Raw genomic sequence first — 26,406 nt, 5'->3', positions numbered from 1 at the left:
TATGTCATTACTAGCATTTGAAAATGTATCCAAATCTTATGGAGCAACACCAGCCCTTGAAAATGTTTCTCTTGACATCCCAGCTGGAAAAATTGTTGGTCTCCTTGGGCCAAACGGCTCAGGAAAAACAACCTTGATTAAACTAATCAATGGCCTCTTACAACCAGATCAAGGACGTGTCCTCATCAACGACATGGACCCAAGTCCAGCAACCAAGGCCATCGTAGCTTATTTGCCGGATACGACCTATCTCAATGAGCAAATGAAGGTCAAAGAAGCCCTAACCTACTTCAAAACCTTCTATAAAGATTTCAATCTTGAACGCGCCCATCATCTACTTGCAGACCTGGGCATTGATGAAAATAGTCGTCTCAAGAAACTGTCAAAAGGAAACAAGGAAAAGGTACAACTGATTTTGGTTATGAGCCGTGATGCTCGTCTCTATGTTCTGGACGAACCCATTGGAGGTGTAGACCCAGCAGCCCGTGAGTATATTCTCAATACCATTATCAACAACTACTCCCCAACTTCTACCGTTTTGATTTCTACCCACTTGATTTCTGATATCGAGCCAATCTTGGATGAAATTGTCTTCCTCAAAGACGGAAAAGTCGTCCGTCAAGGAAATGTAGATGATATTCGCTATGAGTCAGGTGAATCCATTGACCAACTCTTCCGTCAGGAATTTAAGGCCTAAGCAAAGGAGATTATTATGTTTTGGAATTTAGTTCGCTACGAATTTAAAAATGTTAACAAGTGGTATTTAGCTCTCTACGCTGCTGTTCTCTTCCTCTCTGTTCTTATTGGAATTCAGACACAATCCTTAATCAAACTACCTGAAAAAAATCTATCTGTTCTACTTTTTTTTCTATCTACTGTCTTTGGTGGTTTGATGGTTACACTTGTGATTTCAACTATCTTCTTGATTATTAAACGATTCAAAGGAAGTGTCTATGACCGACAAGGATATCTGACTTTAACCTTGCCAGTTTCTGAACACCATATCATCACAGCCAAACTAATCGGTGCCTTTATCTGGTCGTTGATTAGCACTGCTGTCTTACTCCTATGTATCTATATTATCTTATTGTCAACAAATTCTGATGCAGTTCAACTTTCTACTCTTCTGTCATTTGTTGCAGAACATTTTACCGGCTTTAGTCTTACTGTCTTATCCTTCCTACTAAATACCATTTCTGGAATCCTCTGCATCTACTTGGCTATTTCCATTGGACAGCTTTTCAACGAATACCGTACCGCACTCGCTGTTGTAGCCTACATTGGGATCCAAATCGTCATAGGATTTATTGGAGTTTTCTTCAATACCAGTACTAACTTCTATGTCAATTCACTTGCAGGATTTAATGATAATTTCTATATGGGAGCAAGTACGGGCATTTTTGAAGAACTCATATTCATAGCTATTTTTTACCTCGGAACCTACTATATTTTGAAAAACAAGGTTAATTTGCAATAGTTTTTAAATAATTTTTACCTAGATATATAACATACTCATAGGACAAAAAGTCTTTAAAATCAGAAAACGCATAATATCAAGTGTTAAAAATCCTTGATATTATGCGTTTTATTGTTAGAAAATTTGCTTTATTTTCTCCTCTAATTGAGTTTTTGCCCAGCCTCAAAACACCAACTTCATTTTACCTACCAAGCACAGTCATTCGTCATTTATTTTTTCCAATATTATCTACGAACTTTGATAAAAAGAGAGGTACCATAGCTATAAAAACTTGCCCTCTTTCTCCCCATGCAAATAAAACGACTGCAAGAACAGCTGAAAAGATTGCTAAACATATAGATATTAGACGACATATTTTCTTATTATTCATAGCACTGCTCCTTTACTTCATAAATATTTTACAATAGATTTTAGTTGAAAGTATAAAAGAAACCCCAATCATGATACTGGCCAAAATTATGATACTTATAACTAGAAGGAAATGATTAGCTGAACTAATCCAGTTAATGAAAATCATGCCGAAAGTCGTTTTCTGAAGACCATACACTAATCCCATAACTAACGATAGTACCAGTATATTGACAATCGTATTTCCAAAAGCACCAAAGGCATATACGGAAGGAAGCAATAAGGCTACATACATGATTCCAAAGATTATTCCAATCAATGCCATAATTAAATGTAGATTGAGACTGTATTGATTAAACATGACATGGGTAGCAAGACTTAAACTCAATACTATAGAACTTACCAAAAGAATAAAAGAAATACAAGAGAGATACCTCGCTAAAATTATCTTAGATTTTGAAATTGGAAAAACTCCTACAAATTGATTCCAACCATTCTCACTATCTGATACAACTAAAGCTGTGGGAAGAGAAGCTAAACTTATTGGTAACACTATTAGTAAAAAAATTGTCCCCGATTCTCTTGCAAAGATTGTAATTAAGAATAAGGCTAAGGCAATAAATATTCTATTAATTATCTTTACTTTATTTAAAATAAGTTGCGCATCTTTATATAGTAGTCCTTTCATTTATTCGTTCTCCTTTGACTAAAAATAATAAAATTTCCCAAAGCGTTGCATAATTACTCTCGTCCTTACTCTTGTCAGATACAACTACTAAATATCGAACACTATCACCCTCTTCTAATTTATAATAAATGTCTACTTGATCCATATTGTTCTTTATTTCTGTTTTAATCATAAATCGGTTCAGTAAATTTTCTCTGTCTCCCTCTAGAAGAATCTCCCCATTATGGATAAAAATAAAATAATCTGCCGCCTGTTCTAAGTCACTCAAAATATGTGAAGATAAGATTACGGTCATATTCTCTTTTTTAACATACTCTTCTAAAATAGATAAGATCTCTCGCCTAACAATAGGATCCAAGCCACTTGTGGCCTCATCTGCAATTAATAGTCTCGGGCGATGAGCGAGTGCAGACGCAAAATTAAGTTTCACCACCATTCCTCTGGAAAATTCTTTCATCTGTTTTTGAGATGGTAAGTTAAACTTTTGAATAAAAGTGTAAAATAACTTTTTATCCCAACTAGGATAAATCATGCTCATCATTCTTTCAACTTGCTCCACCGAAAATGAAACTGGAAAAAAGTTTTGTTCTAAGACAACCCCTAGTTTCGATTTAATATCTTGCTCATGCTCTGAATAAGTTTGTTCAAAAACCCTTATACTATCCTTCTCAATCTGTAGTTGATTTAAAATCAGATTCAGTAAAGTAGATTTACCAGCTCCGTTTTCACCAATCAGTCCAATAACCTTACCTTCCGGAATCTCTAAGTTACGGACTTGCAATTGAAAATCCCCATACTGCTTGGTTAAATTTTTTATATTAACTATTGATCTGGCTCTCATGTTAACACCTCATCTAAATTATAACATCATGTATAAAATCGTTAAGCTATTCCCTAAAAAAATAAGACTCGCCAATAAAATATTAACTTTATTTGGCACATTAAGTTTTTTTAATTCCAGTAACAACAGCAAAGAAACTAGAACATAGTTAATAACACTAATAAATATAAAATACTGGTCAGTTATTTTCGTTCCTAATCGTATTCTAGGTATTAGACACGTCTGGCATTACTAAAATTTCTTAACTGCAAAAAAACATGAAAGTCTTAATTATTAGGATAAACTTACTAATCTGCCTTCCCAACATCAAGACCATTGGACTTCTTTTGTGATTGCACTCGAATCTCCAATTGTTTATTCTTCTGAATAAACTGTTGGTAAGGAATTGTATTACTAAACGTAAAAACACCTAGTAATGCTAATATAGCTAATTTTTTAATTCCGCGTTTTTTTCTCTTGCACTGAAACCCCTTTCTGTTTCCTTATTTTTATTCTAACATATATATTTTAATTAGCCAATTGTTTTTATTGTATTTTGAACTTTTTTTTCTTATTATTACCATAAAGAATTTTTTATTCCTTTAACTTGCTATTTTGAACTAAAAATTTTATAATGAAATTAAGCAGATAGGAAGGATTATTATCTTTTATGAATACACTCGCTGAGAAATTCAGAGTAAAGAGAAAAGAGTTAGGTCTCTCCCAACAAACTCTTGCAGAAGGAATTTGTGAACAAAGCCAGATTAGTAAAATTGAGAGAGGGCATTTCATTCCCTCCGCAGACCTTTTGTTCAAACTCTCACAACGACTTGAAGTACCATTAGATTATTTTTTTAATGAACAAATTGAAATTAAATCTAACCTCTCTAATTTCAAGCAATTATCTGCTCGACTATTAGATGACAGAAATTATGACGATTTGGAATATATTTATAGAATAGAGATTGAGCGAAGCACCTTTCTAACACTAGAAGACCGAACTTACCTTGAATGGATTAAAGCTATTATTGACTTCTATCAATATGACAGTAAGTGTGAGGCTATTTCTTCATTGGAAAATATATTATTAAAAGTCTCCTCAAATACTCTGATTTATTTAAAGGTATTGAATACTCTATCTAATTTCTATTCCTTAGTGGGTCGTGAACAAGAATATGAGGCAAACTACTCTCATTTGATGGAGTTATATCAGACAAAAAATTTTGAGCATCAAGAGTTTTTATTTGGCTACATCAGAGTTCGTTACAACTACGCTCACTACCTAGTGTCAAAGAAAAAATATAACGAAGCCATCCAAGAAGCTCTTGAGACGATTGAACTCTGTAAACAAAGACAGACAAGCTACCAACTGGCTCCTCTACTTATTCTTGTAGGAAATGCTGGAGCCAAATTTCTAGACAAAGAACAAGTCAAAAATTATTATATAGAAGCAAGAGAGTTATGTAAGATTTATAACAATCCTTTAATGTTGATGAAGATAGAAAATTATTTGAAGGAATTAGATACTGTTTAATTTATCCTATCATTAGAATTTTTCTTAAACTTTGAATAACCCCTAAAGCTAATAACCAGCTTGATTCAAATTCACTTCATAAATTAGTGGTATTTTGAGGTTTTATTTTATCAAGTATGTTGGCAAATTTCTCTAATCTTCTAACTTCATTATAGAACTTTCGGTATCAAAAGAGGCTGGGACAAAAGTCTAACCTTAAATATAAAAAGCGAACAAAACGAGTTATCTGAAACTTAGAATTCTGTTTTGTTCGCTTTTTTATCTAATCTATCGATTTTAAAATTTTATAATAAAGAATTCCTAAAATCAAAATCTTTTTGTCCCAGCCTCTTTTTAACTCAATATCAAACTGGCTACAATGGGGCTGACAAAGACATAGAGAATACCGGTGACACCGATAGCCAAGCCACCCATGGCTCCTGCTACAGAACCATATCGAAAGGCTGTCCCTGTTCCGACTGCATGGCCTGTTCCTCCAAGGGAAAGACCAACAGCTACTGGGTCGTCAATTTTCAACCACTTCAAAAGGGTTGGGCCGATGACACTGGTTAAAATCCCAGTTGCCACTACAACCACCAAGGTCACGGTCGTCAGACCTTGCAATTTTTCTGTGATTCCCACTGCCATGGCGGTTGTTACTGACTTGGGAAAGAGAGAAATGGCTAGGAAAAAATCCATGCCAAAGATTTTGGCCACAAGGGCTGTGAAAGAGGTATTGACAACTACTGCTAGCAGACTACCAAAGAGAATACTCCGAGCATGGTGCTTCATCAAGTGAAAACTCTTATAAAGGGGAATCCCTAGAGCAACAGTCGATGGGACAATCAAGTTGTTCAGATAAACCCCACCTTGGTAGTAATCTTGGTAAGAAATACCCGTCACCTTTAGAAAGATGATAATGAAAATAGCTGACAAAAGCAAGGGTGTTGTCAATGGATGGGGAAAACGTCTGTAAATCAGCATTCCTACTAGATAAGCTAGGATAGACAGGGCCAGCCCAAACAGGGGATTGGAAACAAATTCACTCATTTGGCATCTCCTTTCTCATAATCTCCCTCAAACCGTCTCTTGATGAACTGAACTACCAAGGCTATGAGGATAATATTGATGACAGCCGCAAAAAAGACAATCAAAACAATGGGCAAGAGATAGGGAGCAATCACATCAAACTTCTCCATGATTCCCACTGCTGGTGGTAAAAAGAGAATGGTCATATTGGCCAGCAAGAAATTCCCAACCATGTTGACATGCCTGGTTCTCAACCACTTAAATTGTAGGGCGAGAAAGAGAATAATCAAACCGATAATACTGCCTGGGATGGGCAAATGAAAGAAACTGGAAATTCCCTCTCCGATTAGAGAAATCACAAAGAGAATCATTAATTGAACATATAATTTCATCCTAAACTCCACGAAATAGACTTCTTGCATACCAGTTTACTCTTTTTTCAGAAAATTTCAAGGAAATGCACAAGAGATAATGAAAATTAGATATGGAAAGGGGATACAAACAATTCTTGACTTGTGAAAACAGGCATGATTTAGGATAAAAGATGCCTGCGTCCTTCTTGCCAGCTCTTTTGAAAAGTAGTATAATTATTGCATGCGCAATCATCTTGTGATGCAGAGATTGTCCGTGAATGGACATTCTTCTATGTTATAACTCTAAAAAGAAAGGAGATACTATGACCTATTTGGAAAAATGGTTTGACTTCAATCGTCGTCAGAAAGAAATTGAAAGTCTCTTGGAAGAGACTATTGCCCAGCAGAGCGAGCAAAGTCTGACCTTGAAAGAGTTCTACCTGCTCTACTATCTAGACTTGGCTCAAGAAAAATCTCTACGCCAGATTGACCTGCCAGATAAACTTCATCTGAGCCCGAGCGCTGTTTCTCGGATGGTGGCTCGCTTGGAAGCCAAAAATTGCGGTCTACTTAGTCGCAGGTGTTGTGATCAAGATCGACGCTCTAGCTTTATCTGCCTGACAAGCGATGGTCAAAAGGCACTGGCCTTACTACAAAATGCTGTCGAAGAAAGCTTGGAAACTGGTTTGGATTTCTGGGTTTAAGATGATTTTAGAAAAAAGTTGCGTGCGCAATCATTTTTCTTGACATTCTCTTTTACAAGGAGTAAAATAAAGTCATCATAAAGCAAAGGAGTTTTAAACATGATTGAAATTACCTATCTAGATGCCAGCAAGAACGAAAGAACTATAACCTTCGATTCTTATGAAGACTTTGATCGTTCACAACAAGCTTGCCTTATCGGCGTCGCAGACTACTACCCTGTCCAAAAATTGACTTATAACGGTCATGATTTGGACTACCATGGGACTTATGGAGATGTCTTCTTCTATCTCATGAAACAAGATTTAAGCCAATATAACTAAAAAAAGGAGAAATACAATGGCAAAAGCAATTACAGATGCAACATTCGAACAAGAAACAAAAGACGGTTTGGTCTTGGTAGACTTCTGGGCAACTTGGTGTGGTCCATGTCGTATGCAAGGTCCAATCTTGGACAAATTGTCTGAAGAACTTTCAGAAGATGTTTTGAAAATCGTTAAAATGGACGTTGATGAAAATCCAAACACAGCTCGTGCTTTTGGAATCATGTCTATCCCAACTCTTCTCTTCAAAAAAGACGGCCAAGTAGTGAAACAAGTGGCAGGTGTTCATACTGCAGAACAAATCAAGGCCATCGTTGCTGAATTGAGCTAATCAAACGAGAGACCAAGTACTTGCTTTGGTCTCTTTTTTCTTGCCCTTTGCCATTTTTCAAAAAATATGCTAGACTGTATGTAGAATATCACGATGTTTGGGAAATGCCATCGCTAAAAAAAACCTCTACTTGGTATTTTTTAGCTCCCTCAAGGGAGCTTTTTGCGTGCTCTAAACATTTCCCATTTTGGAAGGAGTACTATGAAACGTCAATCAGCCTTGGTCGTCTTTAGTGGCGGTCAAGATTCTACAACCTGCCTCTTTTGGGCTAAAGAACACTATGAAACGGTCGAAGCTGTTACCTTTGCCTATGGTCAGCGTCATCACCTCGAAATTCAAGTGGCCAAAGAAATCGCTGAGGAACAAGGAATTCGTCATCATATCCTAGATATGTCTCTGCTGGGGCAAATCACTGAAAATGCCTTGACTTCTGATCTGGAGATTGAGCAAAAAGAGGGAGAGGTTCCCAATACCTTTGTTGATGGTCGAAACCACCTCTTTCTATCCTTTGCGGCAGTCCTTGCTAAGCAACGAGGCATTAAAGATATCGTGACAGGTGTCTGCGAGACAGACTTCTCAGGCTACCCTGACTGCCGGGATGTCTTTGTCAAATCTCTCAATGTTACCCTCAACCTTGCTATGGATTACGACTTTGTTATCCAAACACCTCTCATGTGGCTAGACAAGGCTGAAACTTGGGAGTTAGCTGACCAACTCGGTGCCTTTGACTATGTTCGTGAAAAGACCTTAACCTGCTACAACGGAATTATCGGAAGTGGCTGTGGAGATTGCCCAGCCTGCCACCTACGTCATCATGGTTTAGATGTTTATCTCTCACAGAAAGGAGAGGCCTAATGTTTTTTGCACCCAAAGAAATCAAACAGGAAACTGGGGAGTCTCTTGTCTACAATCCTCACAGAACCTTGGTATCAAAAGAATTTACCTTTGATGCTGCCCACCACCTCTTTCACTATGAGGGAAAATGCAAATCCCTACACGGCCACACCTATCATCTGCAGATTGCTGTCAGTGGATTTTTAGATGAACGTGGCATGGCCTACGATTTTGGAGATATCAAAGCGATCTACAAGAACTACTTAGAGCCCCACTTGGATCATCGCTATCTCAATGAAACCCTTCCCTATATGAACACGACTGCTGAAAATATGGTTTACTGGATTTTCCAAACCATGAGTCAAGAGTTGCCAGACGAACGAGGTCTCCGATTGGAATACGTTCGCCTCTATGAGACTCCGACTGCCTTTGCGGAGTTTAGACGGGAGTGGTTAGATGACTAGGGAACGTGTCCTCAAACTACCAGTTCTAGAAATTTTCGGCCCAACCTTTCAAGGTGAAGGTCGTGCTATCGGGCAGAAAACCATGTTTGTCCGCACTGCAGGTTGCGACTACCACTGCGACTGGTGCGACTCTGCCTTTACTTGGGATGGCTCTGAAAAGCCAACTCGTATGACTGCTGACGAGGTCATTGCTGCCTTGGATAAATTGGGGAGCTACGACTATGTAACCCTATCTGGCGGAAATCCCGCTATCCTAGCAACCAACATGGCTGAACTCGTCACTAAGCTCAAGGAACGTGGTGTCACTCTAGCTGTTGAAACTCAAGGCTCCCGCTGGCAAAATTGGTTGAAAGACATCGACCAAGTCACTCTGAGCCCCAAACCTCCCTCATCCAAGATGGAAGTCAACTTCGAGACTTTAGACTTTATCGTTTCCCAATTGGATCCAGACAAGGTCACCTTTAAAATCCCTGTCTTTGATGATGCCGATTTGGCCTTTGCTAGAGGCATACAAGAGCGCTACCAACCAGATGTTCTTTTCTTATCAGCAGGAAATCCTGAGCCCAAGGCTACGGGTAATATTGTCCAAGACCAACTGGACCGTCTCAAAGAACTCTGGGAACGCATCGCTGCCGACGATAGCTGGGGCAATGTCCGCGTCCTTCCTCAACTCCATACCCTCCTCTACGATAATCAACGTGGTGTTTAAGATTAGAAAGAAAAAATCATGTCACAACAAGAAGAAATGAAAAACCTCAGCCTACTAGGCAACAAAGAAACCAACTACATTTTCGAGTATCAACCAGATGTTCTCGAATCCTTTGACAATCGTCATGTGGAAAATGACTATTTCATCAAGTTCAACTGTCCTGAATTTACCTCACTGTGTCCAATCACTGCTCAGCCAGACTTTGCAACTATCTATATTTCCTACATCCCTGACAAGCTCTGTGTTGAGTCAAAATCCCTCAAACTCTACCTCTTTAGCTACCGAAACCACGGAGATTTCCACGAAAACTGTATCAACACCATCGGGAAGGACTTGGTCAACTTGCTAGACCCTCGCTATTTAGAGGTCTGGGGAAAATTCACACCGCGCGGTGGCATTTCAATCGACCCCTACTACAACTACGGTAAACCTGGAACTAAGTATGAAGGCTTGGCAGAACAACGCCTCTTCCAACATGACCTCTATCCAGAGAAAATTGACAACCGTTAAACTCAAACAAAAAAGCCCTGTTCCTCAAAATGAGGAGCAAGGCTTTTTGAATTTCAATTATTCTTCTGTTCCAAGGAAGTTTTTCGCAACAAGAGCTGCAAGAACACCACCAACGATTGGGGCAAGGATGAAAATCCATACTTGTTGAAGGGCTGCGCCACCTACAAAGACAGCTGGTGCCAAGCTACGAGCTGGGTTAACTGAAAGTCCAGTGATGTTCAATCCCACAAGGATCATTGCCATCAAGGACAAACCAATCACCAAACCAGCAATCGCACCATTGCCCTTGCTTGCTGATGTTACAGTCATGATAACCAAGACAAACAAGAAAGTTGCGATGACTTCAAACAAGAATCCACCAAAGACAGTGACACCGTTTGCCAAGGCATTTTCACCAAGACTAGCAGTTGACATGCCTGAGTTAGACAAGAGGAAGAATACCGCAGCTGACGCAAGGAAAGCTCCAACTACTTGTCCAAGGATGTAGTTAACAAGGTCTTTTGATGACAAACGTTTGTTTACAAACATAGCGATAGAAACAGCTGGGTTCAAGTGAGCACCTGAAACAGTTCCGATTGAGTAAGCTGCAACCACGATTGCCAGACCAAAGGCAAAGGCAATCCCTAGGTGACCAAGGCCATCAAGATCATTTCCAAAAACAACGGCTCCTGTCCCAATGAACACAAGCATGAACGTACCGATTAATTCAGCAACAAATTTTTTCATGTTAAGTCTCCTTTTTTCAAACTATGTATTAGTCTATCAGAAGAAGGAAAGGGTTTCAAGAAATGTGCTTGGAAAATAATGGTTTTCCTTACTATCTTTTAATTGAGGAATGCGATTAAAAATACATTTCCTCTATAAGACTTATCCGTTGCTTATCTCACTAGCATTTAGCAACTTGATATAATCTAGACCCCATTTCTCGACAGCATCTAAAACAACTCTGAATTCCTGCCCCATTTTGGTTAAGCTGTACTCAACTCGTGGTGGAACTTCGGCATAGACCTTTCGTTGAACAATCTTATCCTTTTCTAATTGACGGAGATGACGGGTCAAAATAGTTTGAGTAATCCCAGGCAATAATCTCTGCAATTCTTTAAATCGTTTAGTACCCGTACTCAACTGATAAATGATTACCAGTGCCCATTTCCCCGTTAAAACCCTCTGCGTTGTCGCAAATGGACAAATACCATACTCACTCACTTTATTTGTCATAAAATATCTTCTTTCTATTTTTTTTAAAAAAATTTATCTTTTAGTATCAATAATAGTACCACTTTTGATACTAGCTATCGAAAAAGTGCCTACTTGTTTTTTTGTTTGTAACTGTTACAATTATATCATAAAAAAGAAATGGAGAATATATATCTCAACAAACTTAGAAATTTTCAACGCTTATAACCAAGCTTTAATTGCTGGTGACTTTCCTGGTGTCTTTGAAACGATGGCAGACGATATTGTCTGGCATCAACCTGGTACTCATAGTATATCTGGTACAGTTGTTGGTAAGGACAAGCTAGGGCCTCACCTAGCTACATTTTCTGAGAAAACTAATGGAACCTTTAAGGTGGTAACAAATTGGGTTTCTGACAACGAGGATTTAATCGCAGCCAATGTTACTTTTCTTGGAACACGTGCTGATGGTACTGAACTCAATATGAACGGGATTGACCTCTTCCGTATTGAAGACGGAAAAATCAAAGAAGTTTGGCTCTTCTCTTCAGATCAAGCTGAAGAAGATAGCTTTTGGGGATAATTTAAGAGGCTAGGAAAAAAAATTTTGATTTTAGGAATTCTTTATTATAAATTTTTAAAATCGATAGATTAGAAAAAAAGCGAACAAGACAGAATTCTGAGTATCAGATAACTCGTTTTATTCGCTTTTTTATTTAAGGTTAGACTTTTGTCCCAGACTCTTTTAATTTACTCTCCCAACTGGGCACTGTAGGTGATGATCTGATCAACTGTGTCAGACAAGAATTGGATGGTATCACGAAGTGGTTTGTCTGTTGAAATATCAGCACCTATAATCATGGCTGACTCAAGTGGTGTCTTGCTACCACCTGATTTGAGGAGATTGAGCCAATCTTCAGCTCCAGTTTCTGAATTTTTAAGATGGAGGTAACCTGCAGTCGAGATAACTAGTCCTGCTGAGTAGGTGTAACTATACAAGCCCATATAGTAGTGAGCTTGCCGCATCCAAGTCAAAGCTGCATCATCGTCAATTTCAATGGCATCTCCCCAGAAATCCGTCAAGACTTCCTTCATAATACTGTTGAGTTTGCTTGCTCCAAAGGTCTCCCCTTCTTCAATCAATGTATACACCTTACGCTGGAAGGCTGCTTCCAAAAGGTGGGTAATAAAGTTATGGAAGTAGGTGTCTGTCAAGCGGTGAGCAAGAGCGAAGCGTTTTTGACGTGGGTCGTCAGACTGGTGCTCCAAGTAGTCACTGAGGAGCAATTCATTGAAAGTTGACGGTGCTTCGACATAGTAGGTCGACATGTGAGCATTGAAGTAGCTTTGGTGATTGTCTGAAAAGATGAATTGACCAGAATGTCCGATTTCATGAATCAAGGTATAGACATCGCTCAAACGACCTGTCCAGCTCATGAGGACATAAGGGTGCACGCGATATGGATCCGCCGCATAACCTCCGGAATCCTTGCCACTATTGGCAGCGAAGTCCACCCAGCGCTCTTCTTGATAGCGAGCAACTTCCTGACAATATTCCTGCCCCAAAGGTTCTACCGACTTCATGACCAAATCATAGGCGTCGTCAATAGTCACTTCAGGATTGAGGGCGCTGTCCAAGTCCAATTTCCAGTCTGCAAAGGTCATCTTTTCAAGACCATTAACCTTGGCAACATGCTTGAGGTATCTCTGTGCAACTGGGGCAAAATCTTTCATAATCAGATCAATTTGGCGGTCAAACATGGCACGGTCCACTTCTTGCTCAGCTAGAAGATAATCAAAGACAGAGTCATATCCCTTCATATCAGCCAAGAGTTTTTCAGACTTGACTTGAGCTAGATAGGCTGCTGTAGCCGTATTTTGGTGCTTACGAAGACCTTCTGAGAAGGAACGGAAAGATTTCTCACGAACCTCAGCATCCTCATGGTTTTGGTAGAAATTTTCATAAGTTACAAAGCTGTTTTTGTAGATCTTGCCATGGACTTCAAAGTCAGCCATTTCGAAATCCCCAGCTCGCATCTTAGTGTAAATATCCTGCGGACTGTAGAAAACTTCACCTAGATTGGTCAAGGCTTTTTCCACATCAGCCCCTAGATAGTGGGCTTTTTTGATTTTGGCCTGACGAATGGCAGCTGTTAAATGTGGCAATTTACCCAAACGGTCTAAGACTTCCTCATCAGCTTCCACCAAGGCATCGTCAAAGAAGGTCAAGGCTACACTAGCATCTGTTTCGAATTCCATCCCAGCTTGAGCAATGTTAGCAAATTCGTCATTGCTATAGTCTGTCGTCTGTGGCATAAAGCTATAGTTTCCAATATGGCTCATCTGAATATAGATTTGTTCCAATTCCTCAAAGGCCTTCTCGAAATCCTCAAAAGTATGAAGATTACCCTTGTAGTCACGGCTAAACTGGTTGATGTCTTCGCGAGCCTTCTCAATCGCACGCAAGAAATCCTCGCGGTCTTGGTATAGGGCTGTTAAATCCCAAAGTTCCTTTTCTGGAAATTCTGAACGACGTTTTTGTTCCATTTTCTTCCTCTTATTTCTCTAATTCTAATAAAACACTTATGGCTGACAGGGCATAAAGCGGTGCTGTTTCTGCTCGCAAAATACGAGGACCAAGACCTGCCAAGACGGCTCCTTTGGCTTCAAAACTTTCGATTTCTGCAGGTGACAGACCACCTTCTGGACCAAAGATAAAGAGCAATTTGGCTCCCTTCTCGAGTCCATTAACTGCTTGTAAAAGCGCAGCGGCTTCTCCTTCTTTTGCCGACTCTTCATAAGCCACTACGACGCGGTCAAATTGGTCAAGTTGGGCTAGAAAGTCTGCTTTTTTCTCAAAAAGCTTGATACTTGGAACAACATTACGCTTACTTTGCTCTGCTGCTCCAAGGGCGATTTTTTCTAGTTTTTCAACCTTTTTGCCCAATTTCTTGCCATCCCACTTGGCGACCGACCAATCAGCAGGAAAGGCCCAGATTTGGCTAGCACCCAGTTCGGTCACTTTTTGAGTGATGAATTCCAGCTTATCTCCCTTGGGAAAGCCTGATGCGATGGTCACTTGGATGGGCAGTTCGACATTGTCAGCTAGTTCTTCGACCAACTCAAACTGACGATTTTCCACATCAATCACGCTTGCCAAACGCTTAATGCCATCATCAAAGACCAAAACAACCTCATCGCCTTCTTTCAGGCGCATAACCTGAAACATATGCTTGCTGGTTTCCTTGTCCTCAATGGTGACTGGCGAGGTAGCATTACCCTTGACAAAATACTGCTGCATGCTAGCCTCCAATCACACCTGAAATATCCTTGGTTTTCTTAAAGACACAAGCATTCCATTCCCCTTGAATCATGTGAGTTTCGAGGAAAAATCCAGCCGACTCAGCTGACTCTCGCACCATGTCCCACTTGTCCTTGATAATGCCACTCATGATGAGGTAGCCTTCATCCTTGACCAAGCGATAAGCATCATCCGTCAGATGAATGAGAATATCCGCTAAGATATTAGCCACAATCACATCTGCCTCAATCTCAACACCCTTGAGCAAATCTCCAGCAGCAACGTGGATGTTTTCCATGCCAGGGTTGAGCTCAATATTTTCCTGAGCCACACGAACCGCCACATCATCAAGATCATAGGCGAAAATTTCCTTGGCACCAAGAAGAGAGCTAGCAATGGAAAGTACTCCTGAACCAGTACCCACATCTAATACTGTTTCTCCACCACGAAGGACCTGCTCCAAAGCAAAAAGGCTCATCTTAGTGGTTGGATGGGTTCCAGTTCCGAAGGCCATACCAGGATCTAGCTTGATAATCTTTTCTCCCGCAGTCGCCTCATAGTCCGTCCAGGACGGTACAATGGTCAAATCATGAGTGATACGAGCTGGTTCATAGTATTTTTTCCAGTTGTCTGCCCAGTCTTCCTCCGCTAAGGCAGTCGTTCCCATCTTGACTTCTCCCAAGTCTATAAAATCCGTCAAGTCTGCCAAGCGAGCCTGCAAATCCGCCTCAACTGCCGCTACATCAACCGTTTCGGGATAATAGGCTGTCACCACGATTTCTTCTTGCTGCTCGACTTCAGGGAATATCTCACCAAATCGATCCACATTTCCCACATAGTCCATACTGTCTTCAATCGCAACTCCTTGCGCTCCTAGTTCAATCAAGAGGTTGGAAACCAACTCCTCCCCCTCACGCTTAACTGTAACTTTTAACTCTTGCCATGTTTCCATAAATAAGATACCAAGCCCGTAAAACACAAGACCAAAATAGGAAATTCTCTGAAGACGCTTGTGTCTAAAAGAAGTTTATCTTTTTGGCACAGTGTTTAGGGCGGGTTCAGTTTAGAAATTTAACCGAACCATCCTTTCTAATCACTTACTTTTAAATAATCTTTTAATCTCTCTTGCAACTTCGGAACTACTTGACTGGATGTCAAAAATTCCTCAATGTTCATCAATTTATAGCCCTGCCCTTCATCACCAAAGGTGATATTGTCAAACTGGTTCTGTGTTAACTGACCGACTAGAAATACAGATTGTTTATCCGCAAAAAGCATACTTGGACAAACCTTACTCCATAGCAGACAATCCTCAGTCAGATGAATTCCCAGTTCCTCAAAAACTTCACGCGCCACGCACTCAAAAGGACTTTCATCACCTTCACGTCCACCACCGGGCAGTTCCCACATATTGGGCCAGGGAATGCTTGCCTTATCATCGCGTAAGATAGTCAAGAGTCTATCCCCACAAAACAAAGCAATCTTACAGCCTGTGAAATCAGAAATCTCTATTTCCATGTCAAACTCCTAGTATCTCGGATAAGGATAAAATTCCCCCTCTTCCAAGCCAACTTTTCCTTCTTCAAAGACTTCTTGGTTCCATTCCATGACGAATTCTTCTGCTTCTGGGTCTTCCAAAAAGTCCATAAGGGCATCTAGCCCAACCTCGGCAGTATCTTTGAGGAAAAGCGCAAAATAAGCTAAGAATTCACGAGAAAATCCTTTCTTCGGCAGATAAGGGATGACTGTCAAATAGTCTTCCTCATTGACTGTTGATTTGGCAGGATTGTAAAAAAGCACTGCCTCCTCAAAAAGAATGTCATCTGACGAAACCTCTCCGTCCTCATCCACCATCTCCACACCTGTAGCGTTTTGCGCTTCCAATAGAAAACTCACCTCAACCGCGTGGTTGCGCTTGTCCCAACTAATCTCAAAGTCAAAGGGAAAATTCTTCTCCAACTCTTCCTCTAAAACATCTAAAAATCCGTATGTTGCCATTTTGTCCTCTTTCTATACGACTCTTTAATCGCCCCGATTGCTCGGAAATATGCTAAAATAGATACTACCATCTTACCACATATACATCAGAAAATCCACGTTAGAAAGGACTGCTATGCCAGACAATCTCGCGCTTCGCATGCGCCCTAAAACCATCGACCAGGTCATCGGTCAGGAACATCTGGTCGGACCTGGAAAAATCATTCGCCGCATGGTAGAAGCCAACCGCCTGTCCTCCATGATTCTCTATGGACCTCCGGGAATCGGCAAGACCAGTATTGCCTCTGCCATCGCAGGGACGACCAAGTACGCCTTTCGAACTTTCAATGCGACAGTTGATAGTAAAAAGCGACTGCAAGAAATCGCTGAAGAAGCTAAATTCTCAGGTGGCCTTGTACTGCTACTAGATGAGATTCATCGTCTTGACAAGACTAAACAAGACTTCCTCTTGCCTCTCTTAGAAAGCGGACTGGTCATCATGATTGGGGCGACGACTGAAAATCCTTTCTTTTCTGTCACTCCAGCCATCCGTAGTCGTGTTCAGATTTTTGAACTGGAACCCTTGTCTAACCAAGATGTCAAAGGAGCCATTCAAATAGCCCTGACTGACCCTGAACGAGGCTTTGATTTCCCTGTTGAGTTAGATGATAATGCCCTTGATTTTATCGCAACCTCTACAAACGGAGACCTTCGCTCTGCCTTCAACTCACTGGACTTGGCTGTTCTCTCTACTCCTGAGAATGATAAGGGCATCCGCCATATCACTCTAGACATCATGGAAAATAGTCTTCAGAGAAGCTACATCACTATGGACAAGGATGGAGACGGTCACTATGATGTTCTATCTGCCCTGCAAAAGTCTATCCGTGGCTCAGATGTGGATGCCAGTCTTCACTATGCTGCCCGCTTGATTGAGGCTGGTGATTTGCCAAGTCTCGCTCGTCGTTTGACTGTTATCGCTTATGAAGATATCGGTTTGGCCAATCCTGAAGCCCAGATTCACACCGTAACTGCTTTGGATGCTGCCCAAAGGATCGGTTTCCCAGAAGCCCGCATCCTCATCGCCAATGTCGTGATTGATTTGGCCCTTTCTCCAAAATCCAACTCAGCCTATGTAGCTATGGACAAGGCTCTCGCCGACCTCAAAACATCAGGTCATTTGCCCATTCCGCGACACCTGCGTGATGGGCACTACAGTGGAAGCAAGGAACTGGGGAATGCCCAAGACTATCTCTATCCACACAACTATCCTGGAAATTGGGTCAAGCAAGACTATCTACCAGAAAAAATCCGAAATCAGCACTATTTCCAAGCAGAAGATACTGGTAAATATGAACGAGCTTTGGCTCAAAGAAAGGAAGCTATCGACCGTTTGCGAAAAATCTGAAATCCTTTTCAAAAAATTGCACTTTCCTCTTGATTTTTTTTGAAAAAGTGGTATTATATAAACATAGAAACGCTGTGGTGTACGACTTCACACTTAAGTGTTGACCGACTATTTTTTGTATTATTAGGGAAACAAAAGTCTTCTAACAGCATGTAGGCCGTCTCACACGGAAACAGCTTCAGTTAGAGCGAGTTGCCCACCTGCTTAATTGCGCGGGTTCAATACAAACCGTGAAGTTTCGGCACCAATACAGCTTTTTCTTTGCCTCCTTAGCTCAGCTGGCAGAGCAGCGGACTCTTAATCCGTGGGTCACAGGTTCGATCCCTGTAGGGGGCATCTACATACAACAGGAAAAAGCCTTGGAATCAAGGCTTTTTTGCTTGTCATTTTGTTTTTTGTACCAAATTTTGTACCAAATAATTTATATTCACCAAATTAGAGAGTCTCATCCAAAGACTCGCTATTTATCTAACATCTCGTTTTCATCGAAAAAACCACCGCGAGGGTGGTTCTTTTTTATCAATCGTCAAACACTCCGCCTGTGAGTTGGTACATGAGGTAAATGTGTTCCAAGGTTTTTACCTTATCCATATGATCCACATCTTTTACGCCTCCCAAGGCTAGTAAAGGAACAAAACCGAAACATTGGTTATAAGACAAGGGACCATGTTTTAACACAGCCTGTCTATATAAATCCAGTTCAAAGTTATCAGTCACATATGAGTTATCTAAATACTGAAGAAAATATTTCAAGCTCTTGATAATAATGTCGCAGTTTTGAAGATTGTATTTTACAATACCAACAAATTCATTCTCTTCCCAAGTAATAATATCTCCAAAAGCTGTTACGAACAGCGGAAAAAGAAGTAAGGAACTATTCATAATAATAGCCGTAGCAAATCTTTGCATTTTTGTCTTATCTTTTTTAAGATAGTACTATTAAAAAAGAAAAGGTGAAAATCATGGAAACATATACACTTGCAAATGGGGTTGCTATTCCTAAAATTGGTTTTGGAACTTGGCAAATTGCTGAAGGCGAAGAAGCCTATAACAGCGTTAGCTTCGCACTTAAGGCGGGTTACACACATATTGATACCGCACAAATTTACGGTAACGAGGTTTCCGTAGGTAAGGCGATTGCTGATAGTGATTTGGCACGTGAGGATATTTTCCTAACCACCAAACTTTGGAATGATAAGCACGATTACGAGTTGGCTAAGACTTCTATCGATGAGTCTCTCGAAAGACTTGGTGTGGATTATTTGGATCTTTTGCTTATCCATTGGCCTAATCCAAAGGCGCTTCGTGAGAATGATGCTTGGAAGGCTGGCAATGCGGGTGCATGGAAGGCTATGGAAGAAGCTTACAAAGAAGGTAAGGTGCGTGCTATCGGTGTGTCTAACTTTATGCAACATCACCTAGAAGCTCTTATTGAAACAGCTAAAATTGTTCCACATGTCAATCAAATCCTCTTGGCTCCAGGTTGTGACCAAGAAGACTTAGTTGCCTATTGCCAAGAGCGCGATATCCTTCTTGAAGCCTATAGTCCACTAGGTACAGGTGGCATTTTTGGAAATGAAGATGTTGAAGCAGTGGCTGAACGTAACGGTAAATCTGTGGCACAAGTTGCTCTGCGTTGGAGCCTTCAAAAAGGTTTCTTGCCACTACCTAAGTCTGTGACACCTAAAAATATAAAAGCTAACTTGGATATCTTCGGCTTCGACTTATCAGAGGAAGATATGGCGGTCTTGGATAAGATTCAAGGCACCAAAACTCAGGATGATCCTGACAAAGTTAATTTTTAATAGGATTTTAATCAACTCGTCAGGGTTGCTTTTTCAAGTAAATGACAAAAGAAGTCAAGGTTTTGACAATTCGCGCCACATGAAATTATTTAAGCATATCCTTTTCTTTCATTACCATTTTCTGTTATAATGTATTGTATTTCTAAAGTAGAAAGGTATTAATATGACAACTCTTATTAAGCATAAACGTGTAGAATTTTCAGAACTTTTTTATGACCTAGTTTTTGTTTTTGCAATTTCAAAAGTAACTACTTTAATTGACCATCTTCATAACGGTATTTTGACTTGGAATTCTTTCCTTGATTTTTTCATTGCTACTTTGTTTCTCATCGATTCCTGGATGATTCAAACCGATTATACCAATCGCTATGGAAAGAACTCTTTATTTAACATAGTAATCATGTTTATCAAAATGGGAATTTTACTCTTTATAGCCAATATGATTGGACCTGATTGGCAACAATATTTTCATTATCTCTGTTGGGCTATTGGTACATTAACCCTTACCTTATTTTTTCAATATTTGGTTGAATTTTTTAGAAAATCAACCGATGATGCTAATCGGGAAAGTATCAAAGGTTTTCTATGGATAACAGGTCTAGGAAGTTTAGGATTCTATCTAGCAGCTCTTCTTCCTATTTACCTTAGAGTCTATATCTTATTTGCTAGTATTCTGCTAACATTTATTATGCCAAGTATCTTGCTTAATAAAGATAAGCATTACCAGGTAAATCTCCCCCATTTAATCGAGCGCATCTCCCTTCTTGTCATTATTATGTTTGGAGAGATGATTACGGAGCTAGCTAACTTCTTTACAATCGAGAATTTCTCGATTTATTCGGTTCTTTATTTCATTATTATGATTTCTCTGTTCTTGTTTTATTTTGGTCAATTCGACCATGCTATTGATGAAAAATCTAATCAAAAGGGACTATTTCTAATTTACAGTCACTATCCTATTTTCATTGGACTTCTTATGATGACCGTTTCGATGAGTTTTCTTCTGAATCCTGAAGCTAATCGTCTCTTTGCAACCAGCTTCTCTTATATCGGATTTGGCCTCTTTCAAGCTGCTGTCCTAGTAAATGGGCCCTGTAACAAACACTATCTTCGCTATTCGAAAAGTTACTACTGTGTCCAAGCGACACTCTATCTGGCTGCCTTGATTCTCTCTTTAATCTTTGCTTCTAATCCTATAATAGTAGTGAGTATAACAACCATTTTAGCTCTAGCTATAGCCATTCATTTTATTTATTTTTATATGACACAGAATAAAAAATATTCCAAATCTAACTGGGGATTATTTTAATGAGTTTATAACATTAAAAAGCTTTGGGAACCAAGGCTTTTTTGTTTTTCTAAAAGAGTCTACTAGGTATTTAAGGGACATTTCTCGAGATAGGTGTTCAACTCTCTACTTCTTCTTTAAATCGTACCTTTCCTTGACTATATAATCTCATAATCTTCACAAAACGAACTGGATTGTTTTGGTTATACATAAGAAAAATTGTAAAGAATAACAAGCCGGCTAACCACAAACCATAGCCTTCATTAATCGGTTGACCAAATTTTAGAGGAAGAGTCAAGAAATACAAAAAATAATAGATGGACACTATATTTACTGCAAAGCGAGCAAACCGAAAAGCTAGAGTGCCCAGTTGTCTAGGATCAAACTGATTTTTTACAAACAAATTATGAGATGCGGCATAGTAAAAGACTTTCTCTGTCGTCGGCTGTGCTTTGCGAACATTTTTATAGAGTGCTCGTTCAAGTAAAGCAACCAACGAGAAAAACTGCATCAACCAAAATAGAAAAATACAAGCTAGACTAAACCAGTTATAGACACCAATAAACTTGAGGGAAAAGAAGCCCGAAATTGCAGGCCCACCTGCTAGTAAGAGAATTACCAATTGAGGAATAAAGGAATTCGTGTCACCAGCTTTTTCAGTATTGAGCAACCTACTCTTTGGAGCAGCTAGAGCCTCTCCTGTCTTTTGGTCATAATAGACCGCTTGTCCATCACATTCGCCGATAAAGACACGACGGCGTCCGAGAAAAAACATACATACCTCTTTCTATTTATGAAAACAAATTCTCAAAGTCTCCTAACCATTAGGAATAAATCTATAGACGAGAATCCTACTCTTCATATTCTGGGTGTTTGCGTACATAGCGTGCCGCCTGAACTCCATCCACTATGAGAGCTGGTAAAGAGAAGTTCATCAAGATACCCACGAAAACACCAAAGACTCTCTCAGTATAGCCAGTGAGAATAGCTGGCGCTAACAATACAGCTACAAAAGTAACTCCAACATTAAACAATAGTTCTTGCTTCTTGTCATTGTCTTTACCACCATAAGTCTCCCATCGGTTGAAAGCCCAGATTTTCCCCTGATTTTTAGGAAGATAATACCAGGAGTAGAGACCAATAGAAAAAAGCAGAATACAGAGAGCTACCAGATTATAAGCCAGCGCCAAGCCTGAATAGATCCCGTCATTACCAACTAGCATAAGCAAGCCTATAAAAGTCGTGCCAACGTTTAAAATCAAAACAAGTATAGAAACAAAAAGATAGATAAAACTCTTAAATCTCACAATAAAACGATCGAAGAAAGAGAGTGGGATTGCTATACCACTAATGAACATGCAAATAATGAACAAGATTTTATAAATGCCAATATGATCGATATAAGTTGTCCCAAAATACGCCATAAAAGAGAGTGCTAAGCTAATCCAAGATAGAAGCTTGATATAGCCTAGACTAACCCCATTTGTAATCAAAGGGCCGTGGTAGCGTTCTTCGGTCACTACTTTCTTTTTCTTTGAAGCTTTTGACATAAATATACCTACTTATCTGGTCTGAATGATATTTTAACACTAGTATACCACAAACTATATGCTAGGTCATAGGATAGCTAAGGTTGCAGATTACTAAAAGGTTGACAGAACTTCACTCCATAGGATATGATGGGAATACCTAGAATTTTAACTCTGCATGTTCTTTACGACTTCTACTGAAAAAGCGTTAGTGAGTTCAATTCTATATTTGGAGGTTTCTATGAAAATCTATTATTCAAAATTTGTCGGTGGTGGCTATCTACTCTTTGCATCGGGTGTATTCTTTCAATTTTTCTTTTTTCTCGCGCATGGATTGATCGACTTTTCGCAGCTTAGTCTTCTCACTGTGGTTCCAACCATCCTCTTTTTCGCTGCTATCTATTCAACGATTGCAGGCATCAAAAGACTGACTAGTCGCAGGCTTTCCTTTGAATTCACCTTTGAAGGCATTTATGTCTATCCCGGGCTCTTCTTTTCCAAAGAAATCTTCATCCCAAAAGAAGAATTGTTGCGAGCATCGTATGTTGAAGTGGATGTCAGCGACCCTGACCATGTCAACAGCAAGGCTTGCTATTTAGACTTCGATCTGAGAGAGGTGACCCAGCTAGAAGATATTTCTAAGTCAAACGTCATCATCGATACAAGTGTTCTAATATTGCGGCTCGCCCTTAGCCTCTGTCGATTTAGAGAGGAAGAAAAAGCCGAGTTGGCGACCTATCTAAAAGAAAACTACGGAATTGATTTCTTATATTAGCAAGTAAAAAAGCCCTGATGTAGGGCTTTTTGTGTTGTTAGCGATTTAGCATATGCTACGCTCCGCTTTCATCCTGCTCTTTCTTAAATCGCACTTTTTCCTATATAAACCACTTTCCTAAAAAACATACTTATCTTTCTCCTCTAACCAACTGATTATCTTAAAACGATAGCCTCATCTAAAACTAGCTTGATTTTTAATTTTCTCCAGAATCTTTTTCTAAGAGCTCTGGATATTTCTTCAAGTAGGCCTTCCCATACCATTCTTCGACAGACTGGCCCTCCCACTCACGATATTCTTCTTGGTATTTCCATTTGTAATATCCTTGAAGCATAAATGGAAATATTAGAAAAATTTCTAGCATAACAAATAACAAATCACCTACAAACCAAATAAGTAAAACTACTAGGATATCCAAACTGAAACCTATCATCTGAGGAAAAATCAACCTTAAAATAAGCAAAACTACAATAACTCCAAAACCATATTTGAAGACAAATGCAGCCACTTTATGAAACAGTCTCCCCAGCCAGTCTTGTTCACCCCGTGAATCTTCTTGTTTACCATATAGCAATGACAGTAATGAAGTTCGCCTGCTTCGGACAATAATGTAGCACATAAGCCCAAACAAAACAAAGAAAAGGATTGTTCCTGTCGCTCTCATCGTACTATACAAAAATGTCAAAAAAAATAGATTCATTTCGACAATCAACCAAATTAGGAACGTGACAAATAAGTGAAATTGTCCTCTATATATAAGGATAAACTGCTGAGAAAAGCGTTTCCCAAAAAGAATCAATAAAAGCCATACGAATAAGAAAATAATAAATAGCCAGTTAGGCAAGAAATTATGAACCGGTGGCAATAGAGGAGAATCCTCAGAATGATGATAAAGGTACTTAGTTAAAACTGTTATAAGCCAATTAGGACCGATTATGAAAAGAATTGTTAAAACAGTCAACCATACGTACGATTTCAGAGTACCTCTGTATTTCTCTTTTTCTTGAGCAGATGCTAAATTTTTATTGGAAAATTCTCCTGAAATGGGATCATCCTGTAAATTCAGACTCTCTTCAAAACTTGCCTTAAAAATAGATTGTTTCTTCATTTACTCTCTATCTCTTCTTTTTAATCTGATAATAAATAAAACTAATAGTGGTATCCAAAAGAATTGAATAACCAAAAGTTCTTATTGTCCATATAAGCCAAATCGGGCTATTTTCAACATTTATCTTAAGTATCTTCAAACACACTGCAAGAGTCAAAAATAAGACAACTTCTGTAGTCAAGCGGTGTTTGGCCTTTTTAAGGTCTATGGTTTTCAAAAAGGACTGACTCTTGGTTTCCTTAGGTACTTCTTCCCAATAGGTCTTATCCTTACTTCTTAGATAAAGTAGATAACCAACTTCGACGATTAATCTTGAAAAAGCTGAAATAAACACTATATTGCTCACAATCCCAAATGTTTGCAAATAATAACCGGATAAACTAGCCAATCCTCCGCCTAACAAAGTAACTCCTAGAATAATCCAAAGGGATGTTTTACTGTAAACACTTGAAAAGGCTATATAGTTAGCAGTTGTTCGTTTTTCTGAAAATCCTTTTCTTAGTTGCTTTTTTAACCAACTGGCATTATAAACAATTAACCCCATGAATAAACCAATGGAACTTAACCAATAAATCAGCGAGTAGATCAGCGAATTTTTTAGAACCTCATTCGTTAAAATAGTGAGGATATAATCCATTAAAACCAATGAAAGATGAATCCCATTGATTAGTACAAAGAGCATCGCAGTACTAAAGAGTTGATGTTTATAGATGAATGTCTTGCTGAATGACATAATCTGACAGCCCAGCATGAGCAATAGAAGGAGACATAGAAAAAGAAATGGGACATTAGAAAAGGGATCTACTGTGAACTGCTCCTTGATAAAAAAGTATACATGAGTCAGGTCGATACTCAATACAAACAAACCAGCCCAGGCCAAACTCAACATTCTAACAGAAGCTCGCGTGGAACCCAGCGCTTGAAAATATTCCTTATTTAATGCTTCTGACTGACGGTTCATATCCCACTCCTCCTCTTCTAACTGACCACTTTTGACCAACTTTTTATAATAGGATTTACTGTACCATTCGCGGTCACTAATCTCCAAATATTCTTTGTATTCCATCGGATACTTATGGATATAGTAGGCTTGCACAATGTGGACATTGATAAGAAAAGCCACTAAATAAGCATAAGCAACAAACAAAACAATTAACAACAAGCCGAAAAGATAGAAATACCACAAAATTGGTAACTTTTTTACCTGATGATAAACTAGAGAGACTAGAAAAAGAAGGATCATCATTCCTAGTGTCATCAACACGACTTTCTTCAGAATTGGTTTTGGCTCCTCATCATTCAATCGTCTCTTGAGATTCTGAATACTATTGACAACTATCCAGAAAAAGAAAGCTATTCCCACTATCAACTGAAGCCAGAATCCCAGCATAGTATAGGCATCTAAGGCTGCAGCACTTGCTAAGTAGAAGACTGCTAAAAATACAGAAGATGCCCACGGAAAATAGAAAGGGAAATAGGTAAAGACCTGACTGCTTAAGCGCTTCTTCGGCCAAAAAACAGGAATAGAAGCAAAAAGATAGGTTACATAGAATAGTATACTAATAGGTTTTAAAAACACCGCCATAGAACGAATCAAAACAGTTGAAGCATAAGAAATATAAAATACTTCACCATCTAAACCGATGTTACTTGGCATATGAATGGATATAAAATATCCTACAATACCAAAAACAAAAAACATACAAAAGAAAACTGTAAAGAGCCGATTGAGAAGGCTCATCTGAATGGGGTTTGGCATCCCTGCTGTCAATGAATACTTCCCACTGCTTACAATCTTCTTACTGTCTTCAAAATCAGCACCAAATAGACTTAGTCTCTTCATTATTTAGCCTCCAAAATTTAGCCTCCAAACCACGACGTAACGGTCTTCCATCCACTTGTTAGTGCTTTGCCAACATTTTTCACCTCTTTCTGATC

The 26,406-nt window shown here is 39.2% G+C and carries 32 protein-coding genes, 1 tRNA gene and 1 pseudogene; 16 read left to right on the top strand and 18 right to left on the bottom strand.

All coding sequences use genetic code 11. The annotated features are described in order from the left end of the window. Nucleotide 1 precedes the first annotated feature (1 nt). Complete coding sequence (locus B7698_RS03130) at nucleotides 2–697, top strand: ABC transporter ATP-binding protein (protein WP_000054197.1); 696 nt, start codon at nucleotides 2–4, stop codon at nucleotides 695–697. Nucleotides 698–712: 15 nt separating this feature from the next. Next, entirely contained in the window at nucleotides 713–1,477 is a 765-nt protein-coding gene (locus B7698_RS03125; protein WP_084864608.1) for a hypothetical protein, read from the top strand. A 205-nt stretch (nucleotides 1,478–1,682) separates the two neighbouring features. On the opposite strand, the gene B7698_RS10210 is transcribed toward B7698_RS03125, so the two are convergent. The 4 genes from B7698_RS10210 to B7698_RS10410 all read right to left on the bottom strand — a co-directional run bounded on the left by B7698_RS10210 (nucleotide 1,683) and on the right by B7698_RS10410 (nucleotide 3,794). Continuing rightward, nucleotides 1,683–1,847 (bottom strand): hypothetical protein, encoded by a 165-nt coding sequence (locus B7698_RS10210; RefSeq protein WP_153198681.1) that lies wholly within the window; start codon nucleotides 1,845–1,847, stop codon nucleotides 1,683–1,685. Nucleotides 1,848–1,859: 12 nt separating this feature from the next. Next, nucleotides 1,860–2,513 (bottom strand): ABC-2 transporter permease, encoded by a 654-nt coding sequence (locus B7698_RS03120; protein ID WP_000677414.1) that lies wholly within the window; start codon nucleotides 2,511–2,513, stop codon nucleotides 1,860–1,862. Beyond that, nucleotides 2,494–3,354 (bottom strand): ABC transporter ATP-binding protein, encoded by an 861-nt coding sequence (locus B7698_RS03115; protein ID WP_001202678.1) that lies wholly within the window; start codon nucleotides 3,352–3,354, stop codon nucleotides 2,494–2,496. The genes B7698_RS03120 and B7698_RS03115 overlap by 20 nt, the downstream gene beginning before the upstream one ends. Nucleotides 3,355–3,641: 287 nt before the next feature. Beyond that, on the bottom strand, nucleotides 3,642–3,794 hold the full coding sequence (locus tag B7698_RS10410) for a PhrA family quorum-sensing system peptide (protein WP_084864634.1): 153 nt from the start codon (nucleotides 3,792–3,794) through the stop codon (nucleotides 3,642–3,644). Between the two features lie 209 nt (nucleotides 3,795–4,003). Between B7698_RS10410 and B7698_RS03105 the strand changes: the two genes are divergently transcribed. Beyond that, entirely contained in the window at nucleotides 4,004–4,867 is an 864-nt protein-coding gene (locus B7698_RS03105; RefSeq protein ID WP_084864607.1) for a helix-turn-helix domain-containing protein, read from the top strand. Between the two features lie 333 nt (nucleotides 4,868–5,200). On the opposite strand, the gene B7698_RS03100 is transcribed toward B7698_RS03105, so the two are convergent. Both B7698_RS03100 and B7698_RS03095 read right to left on the bottom strand, forming a co-directional pair. Further along, on the bottom strand, nucleotides 5,201–5,896 hold the full coding sequence (locus B7698_RS03100) for an LrgB family protein (protein WP_001288943.1): 696 nt from the start codon (nucleotides 5,894–5,896) through the stop codon (nucleotides 5,201–5,203). After that, on the bottom strand, nucleotides 5,893–6,267 hold the full coding sequence (locus B7698_RS03095; RefSeq protein ID WP_000781325.1) for a CidA/LrgA family protein: 375 nt from the start codon (nucleotides 6,265–6,267) through the stop codon (nucleotides 5,893–5,895). The genes B7698_RS03100 and B7698_RS03095 overlap by 4 nt, the downstream gene beginning before the upstream one ends. Before the next feature lie 284 nt (nucleotides 6,268–6,551). Here B7698_RS03095 and B7698_RS03090 point away from each other — a divergent pair, with 284 nt between their 5' ends. The 7 genes from B7698_RS03090 to queF all read left to right on the top strand — a co-directional run bounded on the left by B7698_RS03090 (nucleotide 6,552) and on the right by queF (nucleotide 10,101). Then, a complete protein-coding gene (locus B7698_RS03090) occupies nucleotides 6,552–6,932 on the top strand; it encodes a MarR family winged helix-turn-helix transcriptional regulator (RefSeq protein ID WP_084954442.1) in 381 nt (126 codons plus the stop codon). 99 nt (nucleotides 6,933–7,031) lie between these two features. Continuing rightward, on the top strand, nucleotides 7,032–7,253 hold the full coding sequence (locus B7698_RS03085) for a DUF4649 family protein (RefSeq protein ID WP_084864605.1): 222 nt from the start codon (nucleotides 7,032–7,034) through the stop codon (nucleotides 7,251–7,253). Between the two features lie 16 nt (nucleotides 7,254–7,269). Then, nucleotides 7,270–7,584 carry a thioredoxin gene (trxA, locus tag B7698_RS03080; protein WP_001029581.1) on the top strand — a complete coding sequence of 105 codons (315 nt, stop codon included), beginning with the start codon at nucleotides 7,270–7,272 and terminating at the stop codon, nucleotides 7,582–7,584. A 201-nt stretch (nucleotides 7,585–7,785) separates the two neighbouring features. Continuing rightward, entirely contained in the window at nucleotides 7,786–8,439 is a 654-nt protein-coding gene (gene queC / locus B7698_RS03075; RefSeq protein WP_084864604.1) for a 7-cyano-7-deazaguanine synthase QueC, read from the top strand. Beyond that, nucleotides 8,439–8,882 (top strand): 6-carboxytetrahydropterin synthase QueD, encoded by a 444-nt coding sequence (queD, locus tag B7698_RS03070; RefSeq protein WP_000464568.1) that lies wholly within the window; start codon nucleotides 8,439–8,441, stop codon nucleotides 8,880–8,882. Before queC ends, queD begins: the two co-directional genes overlap by 1 nt. Continuing rightward, on the top strand, nucleotides 8,875–9,591 hold the full coding sequence (gene queE / locus B7698_RS10235) for a 7-carboxy-7-deazaguanine synthase QueE (RefSeq protein WP_192855092.1): 717 nt from the start codon (nucleotides 8,875–8,877) through the stop codon (nucleotides 9,589–9,591). The genes queD and queE overlap by 8 nt, the downstream gene beginning before the upstream one ends. 18 nt (nucleotides 9,592–9,609) lie before the next feature. Beyond that, nucleotides 9,610–10,101: a preQ(1) synthase gene (gene queF, locus B7698_RS10230; protein WP_000082584.1), complete on the top strand. Its 492-nt coding sequence runs from the start codon at nucleotides 9,610–9,612 to the stop codon at nucleotides 10,099–10,101. Nucleotides 10,102–10,158: 57 nt separating this feature from the next. On the opposite strand, the gene B7698_RS03060 is transcribed toward queF, so the two are convergent. Together B7698_RS03060 and B7698_RS03055 are read right to left on the bottom strand one after the other, a co-directional pair. Then, nucleotides 10,159–10,827, bottom strand: coding sequence for an MIP/aquaporin family protein (locus B7698_RS03060; protein WP_084864603.1), 669 nt, complete (start codon nucleotides 10,825–10,827; stop codon nucleotides 10,159–10,161). A gap of 141 nt (nucleotides 10,828–10,968) precedes the next feature. Further along, entirely contained in the window at nucleotides 10,969–11,319 is a 351-nt protein-coding gene (locus B7698_RS03055) for a winged helix-turn-helix transcriptional regulator (RefSeq protein WP_084864602.1), read from the bottom strand. Nucleotides 11,320–11,470: 151 nt separating this feature from the next. Here B7698_RS03055 and B7698_RS03050 point away from each other — a divergent pair, with 151 nt between their 5' ends. Continuing rightward, complete coding sequence (locus B7698_RS03050) at nucleotides 11,471–11,860, top strand: nuclear transport factor 2 family protein (RefSeq protein ID WP_084864633.1); 390 nt, start codon at nucleotides 11,471–11,473, stop codon at nucleotides 11,858–11,860. Nucleotides 11,861–12,027: 167 nt separating this feature from the next. Here the strand turns inward: B7698_RS03050 and pepF are convergent, their stop codons facing one another. From pepF to B7698_RS03025, 5 genes are all read right to left on the bottom strand, one after another. Next, entirely contained in the window at nucleotides 12,028–13,824 is a 1,797-nt protein-coding gene (gene pepF, locus B7698_RS03045; RefSeq protein WP_084864601.1) for an oligoendopeptidase F, read from the bottom strand. Nucleotides 13,825–13,834: 10 nt separating this feature from the next. Further along, the gene (locus B7698_RS03040) at nucleotides 13,835–14,578 is read right to left on the bottom strand and encodes a 16S rRNA (uracil(1498)-N(3))-methyltransferase (RefSeq protein ID WP_084864600.1); all 744 of its coding nucleotides are present in this window, start codon (nucleotides 14,576–14,578) and stop codon (nucleotides 13,835–13,837) included. Between the two features lies 1 nt (nucleotide 14,579). Next, nucleotides 14,580–15,530 (bottom strand): 50S ribosomal protein L11 methyltransferase, encoded by a 951-nt coding sequence (gene prmA, locus B7698_RS03035; protein WP_084864599.1) that lies wholly within the window; start codon nucleotides 15,528–15,530, stop codon nucleotides 14,580–14,582. Nucleotides 15,531–15,667: 137 nt separating this feature from the next. Further along, entirely contained in the window at nucleotides 15,668–16,096 is a 429-nt protein-coding gene (locus tag B7698_RS03030; protein ID WP_084864598.1) for an NUDIX hydrolase, read from the bottom strand. Nucleotides 16,097–16,105: 9 nt separating this feature from the next. Next, nucleotides 16,106–16,576 carry a DUF3013 family protein gene (locus tag B7698_RS03025; protein WP_045592523.1) on the bottom strand — a complete coding sequence of 157 codons (471 nt, stop codon included), beginning with the start codon at nucleotides 16,574–16,576 and terminating at the stop codon, nucleotides 16,106–16,108. 115 nt (nucleotides 16,577–16,691) lie between these two features. On the opposite strand from B7698_RS03025, the gene B7698_RS03020 reads away from it, so the two are divergent. Next, the gene (locus tag B7698_RS03020; RefSeq protein ID WP_084864597.1) at nucleotides 16,692–17,963 is read left to right on the top strand and encodes a replication-associated recombination protein A; all 1,272 of its coding nucleotides are present in this window, start codon (nucleotides 16,692–16,694) and stop codon (nucleotides 17,961–17,963) included. A gap of 263 nt (nucleotides 17,964–18,226) precedes the next feature. Further along, nucleotides 18,227–18,299 (top strand) — tRNA-Lys (locus B7698_RS03015). Nucleotides 18,300–18,482: 183 nt separating this feature from the next. Here B7698_RS03015 and B7698_RS03010 read toward each other — a convergent pair. Next, the gene (locus B7698_RS03010; RefSeq protein WP_239822583.1) at nucleotides 18,483–18,845 is read right to left on the bottom strand and encodes a T6SS immunity protein Tdi1 domain-containing protein; all 363 of its coding nucleotides are present in this window, start codon (nucleotides 18,843–18,845) and stop codon (nucleotides 18,483–18,485) included. 80 nt (nucleotides 18,846–18,925) lie between these two features. Here B7698_RS03010 and B7698_RS03005 point away from each other — a divergent pair, with 80 nt between their 5' ends. Then, entirely contained in the window at nucleotides 18,926–19,768 is an 843-nt protein-coding gene (locus B7698_RS03005; protein ID WP_084864596.1) for an aldo/keto reductase, read from the top strand. A 163-nt stretch (nucleotides 19,769–19,931) separates the two neighbouring features. Further along, nucleotides 19,932–21,077 (top strand): low temperature requirement protein A, encoded by a 1,146-nt coding sequence (locus B7698_RS03000; protein ID WP_084864595.1) that lies wholly within the window; start codon nucleotides 19,932–19,934, stop codon nucleotides 21,075–21,077. 97 nt (nucleotides 21,078–21,174) lie between these two features. Here the strand turns inward: B7698_RS03000 and B7698_RS02995 are convergent, their stop codons facing one another. Both B7698_RS02995 and B7698_RS02990 read right to left on the bottom strand, forming a co-directional pair. Continuing rightward, nucleotides 21,175–21,831, bottom strand: coding sequence for a hypothetical protein (locus B7698_RS02995; protein WP_084864594.1), 657 nt, complete (start codon nucleotides 21,829–21,831; stop codon nucleotides 21,175–21,177). A gap of 76 nt (nucleotides 21,832–21,907) precedes the next feature. Further along, the gene (locus B7698_RS02990) at nucleotides 21,908–22,606 is read right to left on the bottom strand and encodes a hypothetical protein (protein ID WP_084864593.1); all 699 of its coding nucleotides are present in this window, start codon (nucleotides 22,604–22,606) and stop codon (nucleotides 21,908–21,910) included. 220 nt (nucleotides 22,607–22,826) lie between these two features. Between B7698_RS02990 and B7698_RS02985 the strand changes: the two genes are divergently transcribed. Further along, a complete protein-coding gene (locus B7698_RS02985) occupies nucleotides 22,827–23,360 on the top strand; it encodes a hypothetical protein (protein WP_084864592.1) in 534 nt (177 codons plus the stop codon). Between the two features lie 196 nt (nucleotides 23,361–23,556). Here the strand turns inward: B7698_RS02985 and B7698_RS02980 are convergent, their stop codons facing one another. Both B7698_RS02980 and B7698_RS02970 read right to left on the bottom strand, forming a co-directional pair. Beyond that, the gene (locus B7698_RS02980) at nucleotides 23,557–24,468 is read right to left on the bottom strand and encodes a hypothetical protein (protein ID WP_084864591.1); all 912 of its coding nucleotides are present in this window, start codon (nucleotides 24,466–24,468) and stop codon (nucleotides 23,557–23,559) included. Nucleotides 24,469–25,423: 955 nt separating this feature from the next. Next, nucleotides 25,424–26,311, bottom strand: a pseudogene (locus B7698_RS02970) (beta-carotene 15,15'-monooxygenase); the annotation flags it as partial. Nucleotides 26,312–26,406 lie beyond the last annotated feature (95 nt).

The organism is Streptococcus mitis (genome assembly GCF_002096855.1).
GTDB lineage: Bacteria > Bacillota > Bacilli > Lactobacillales > Streptococcaceae > Streptococcus > Streptococcus mitis_Y.
The sequence above is the reverse complement of the archived record's forward strand: the minus strand, read 5'-3'. Positions and strand labels throughout refer to the sequence as shown.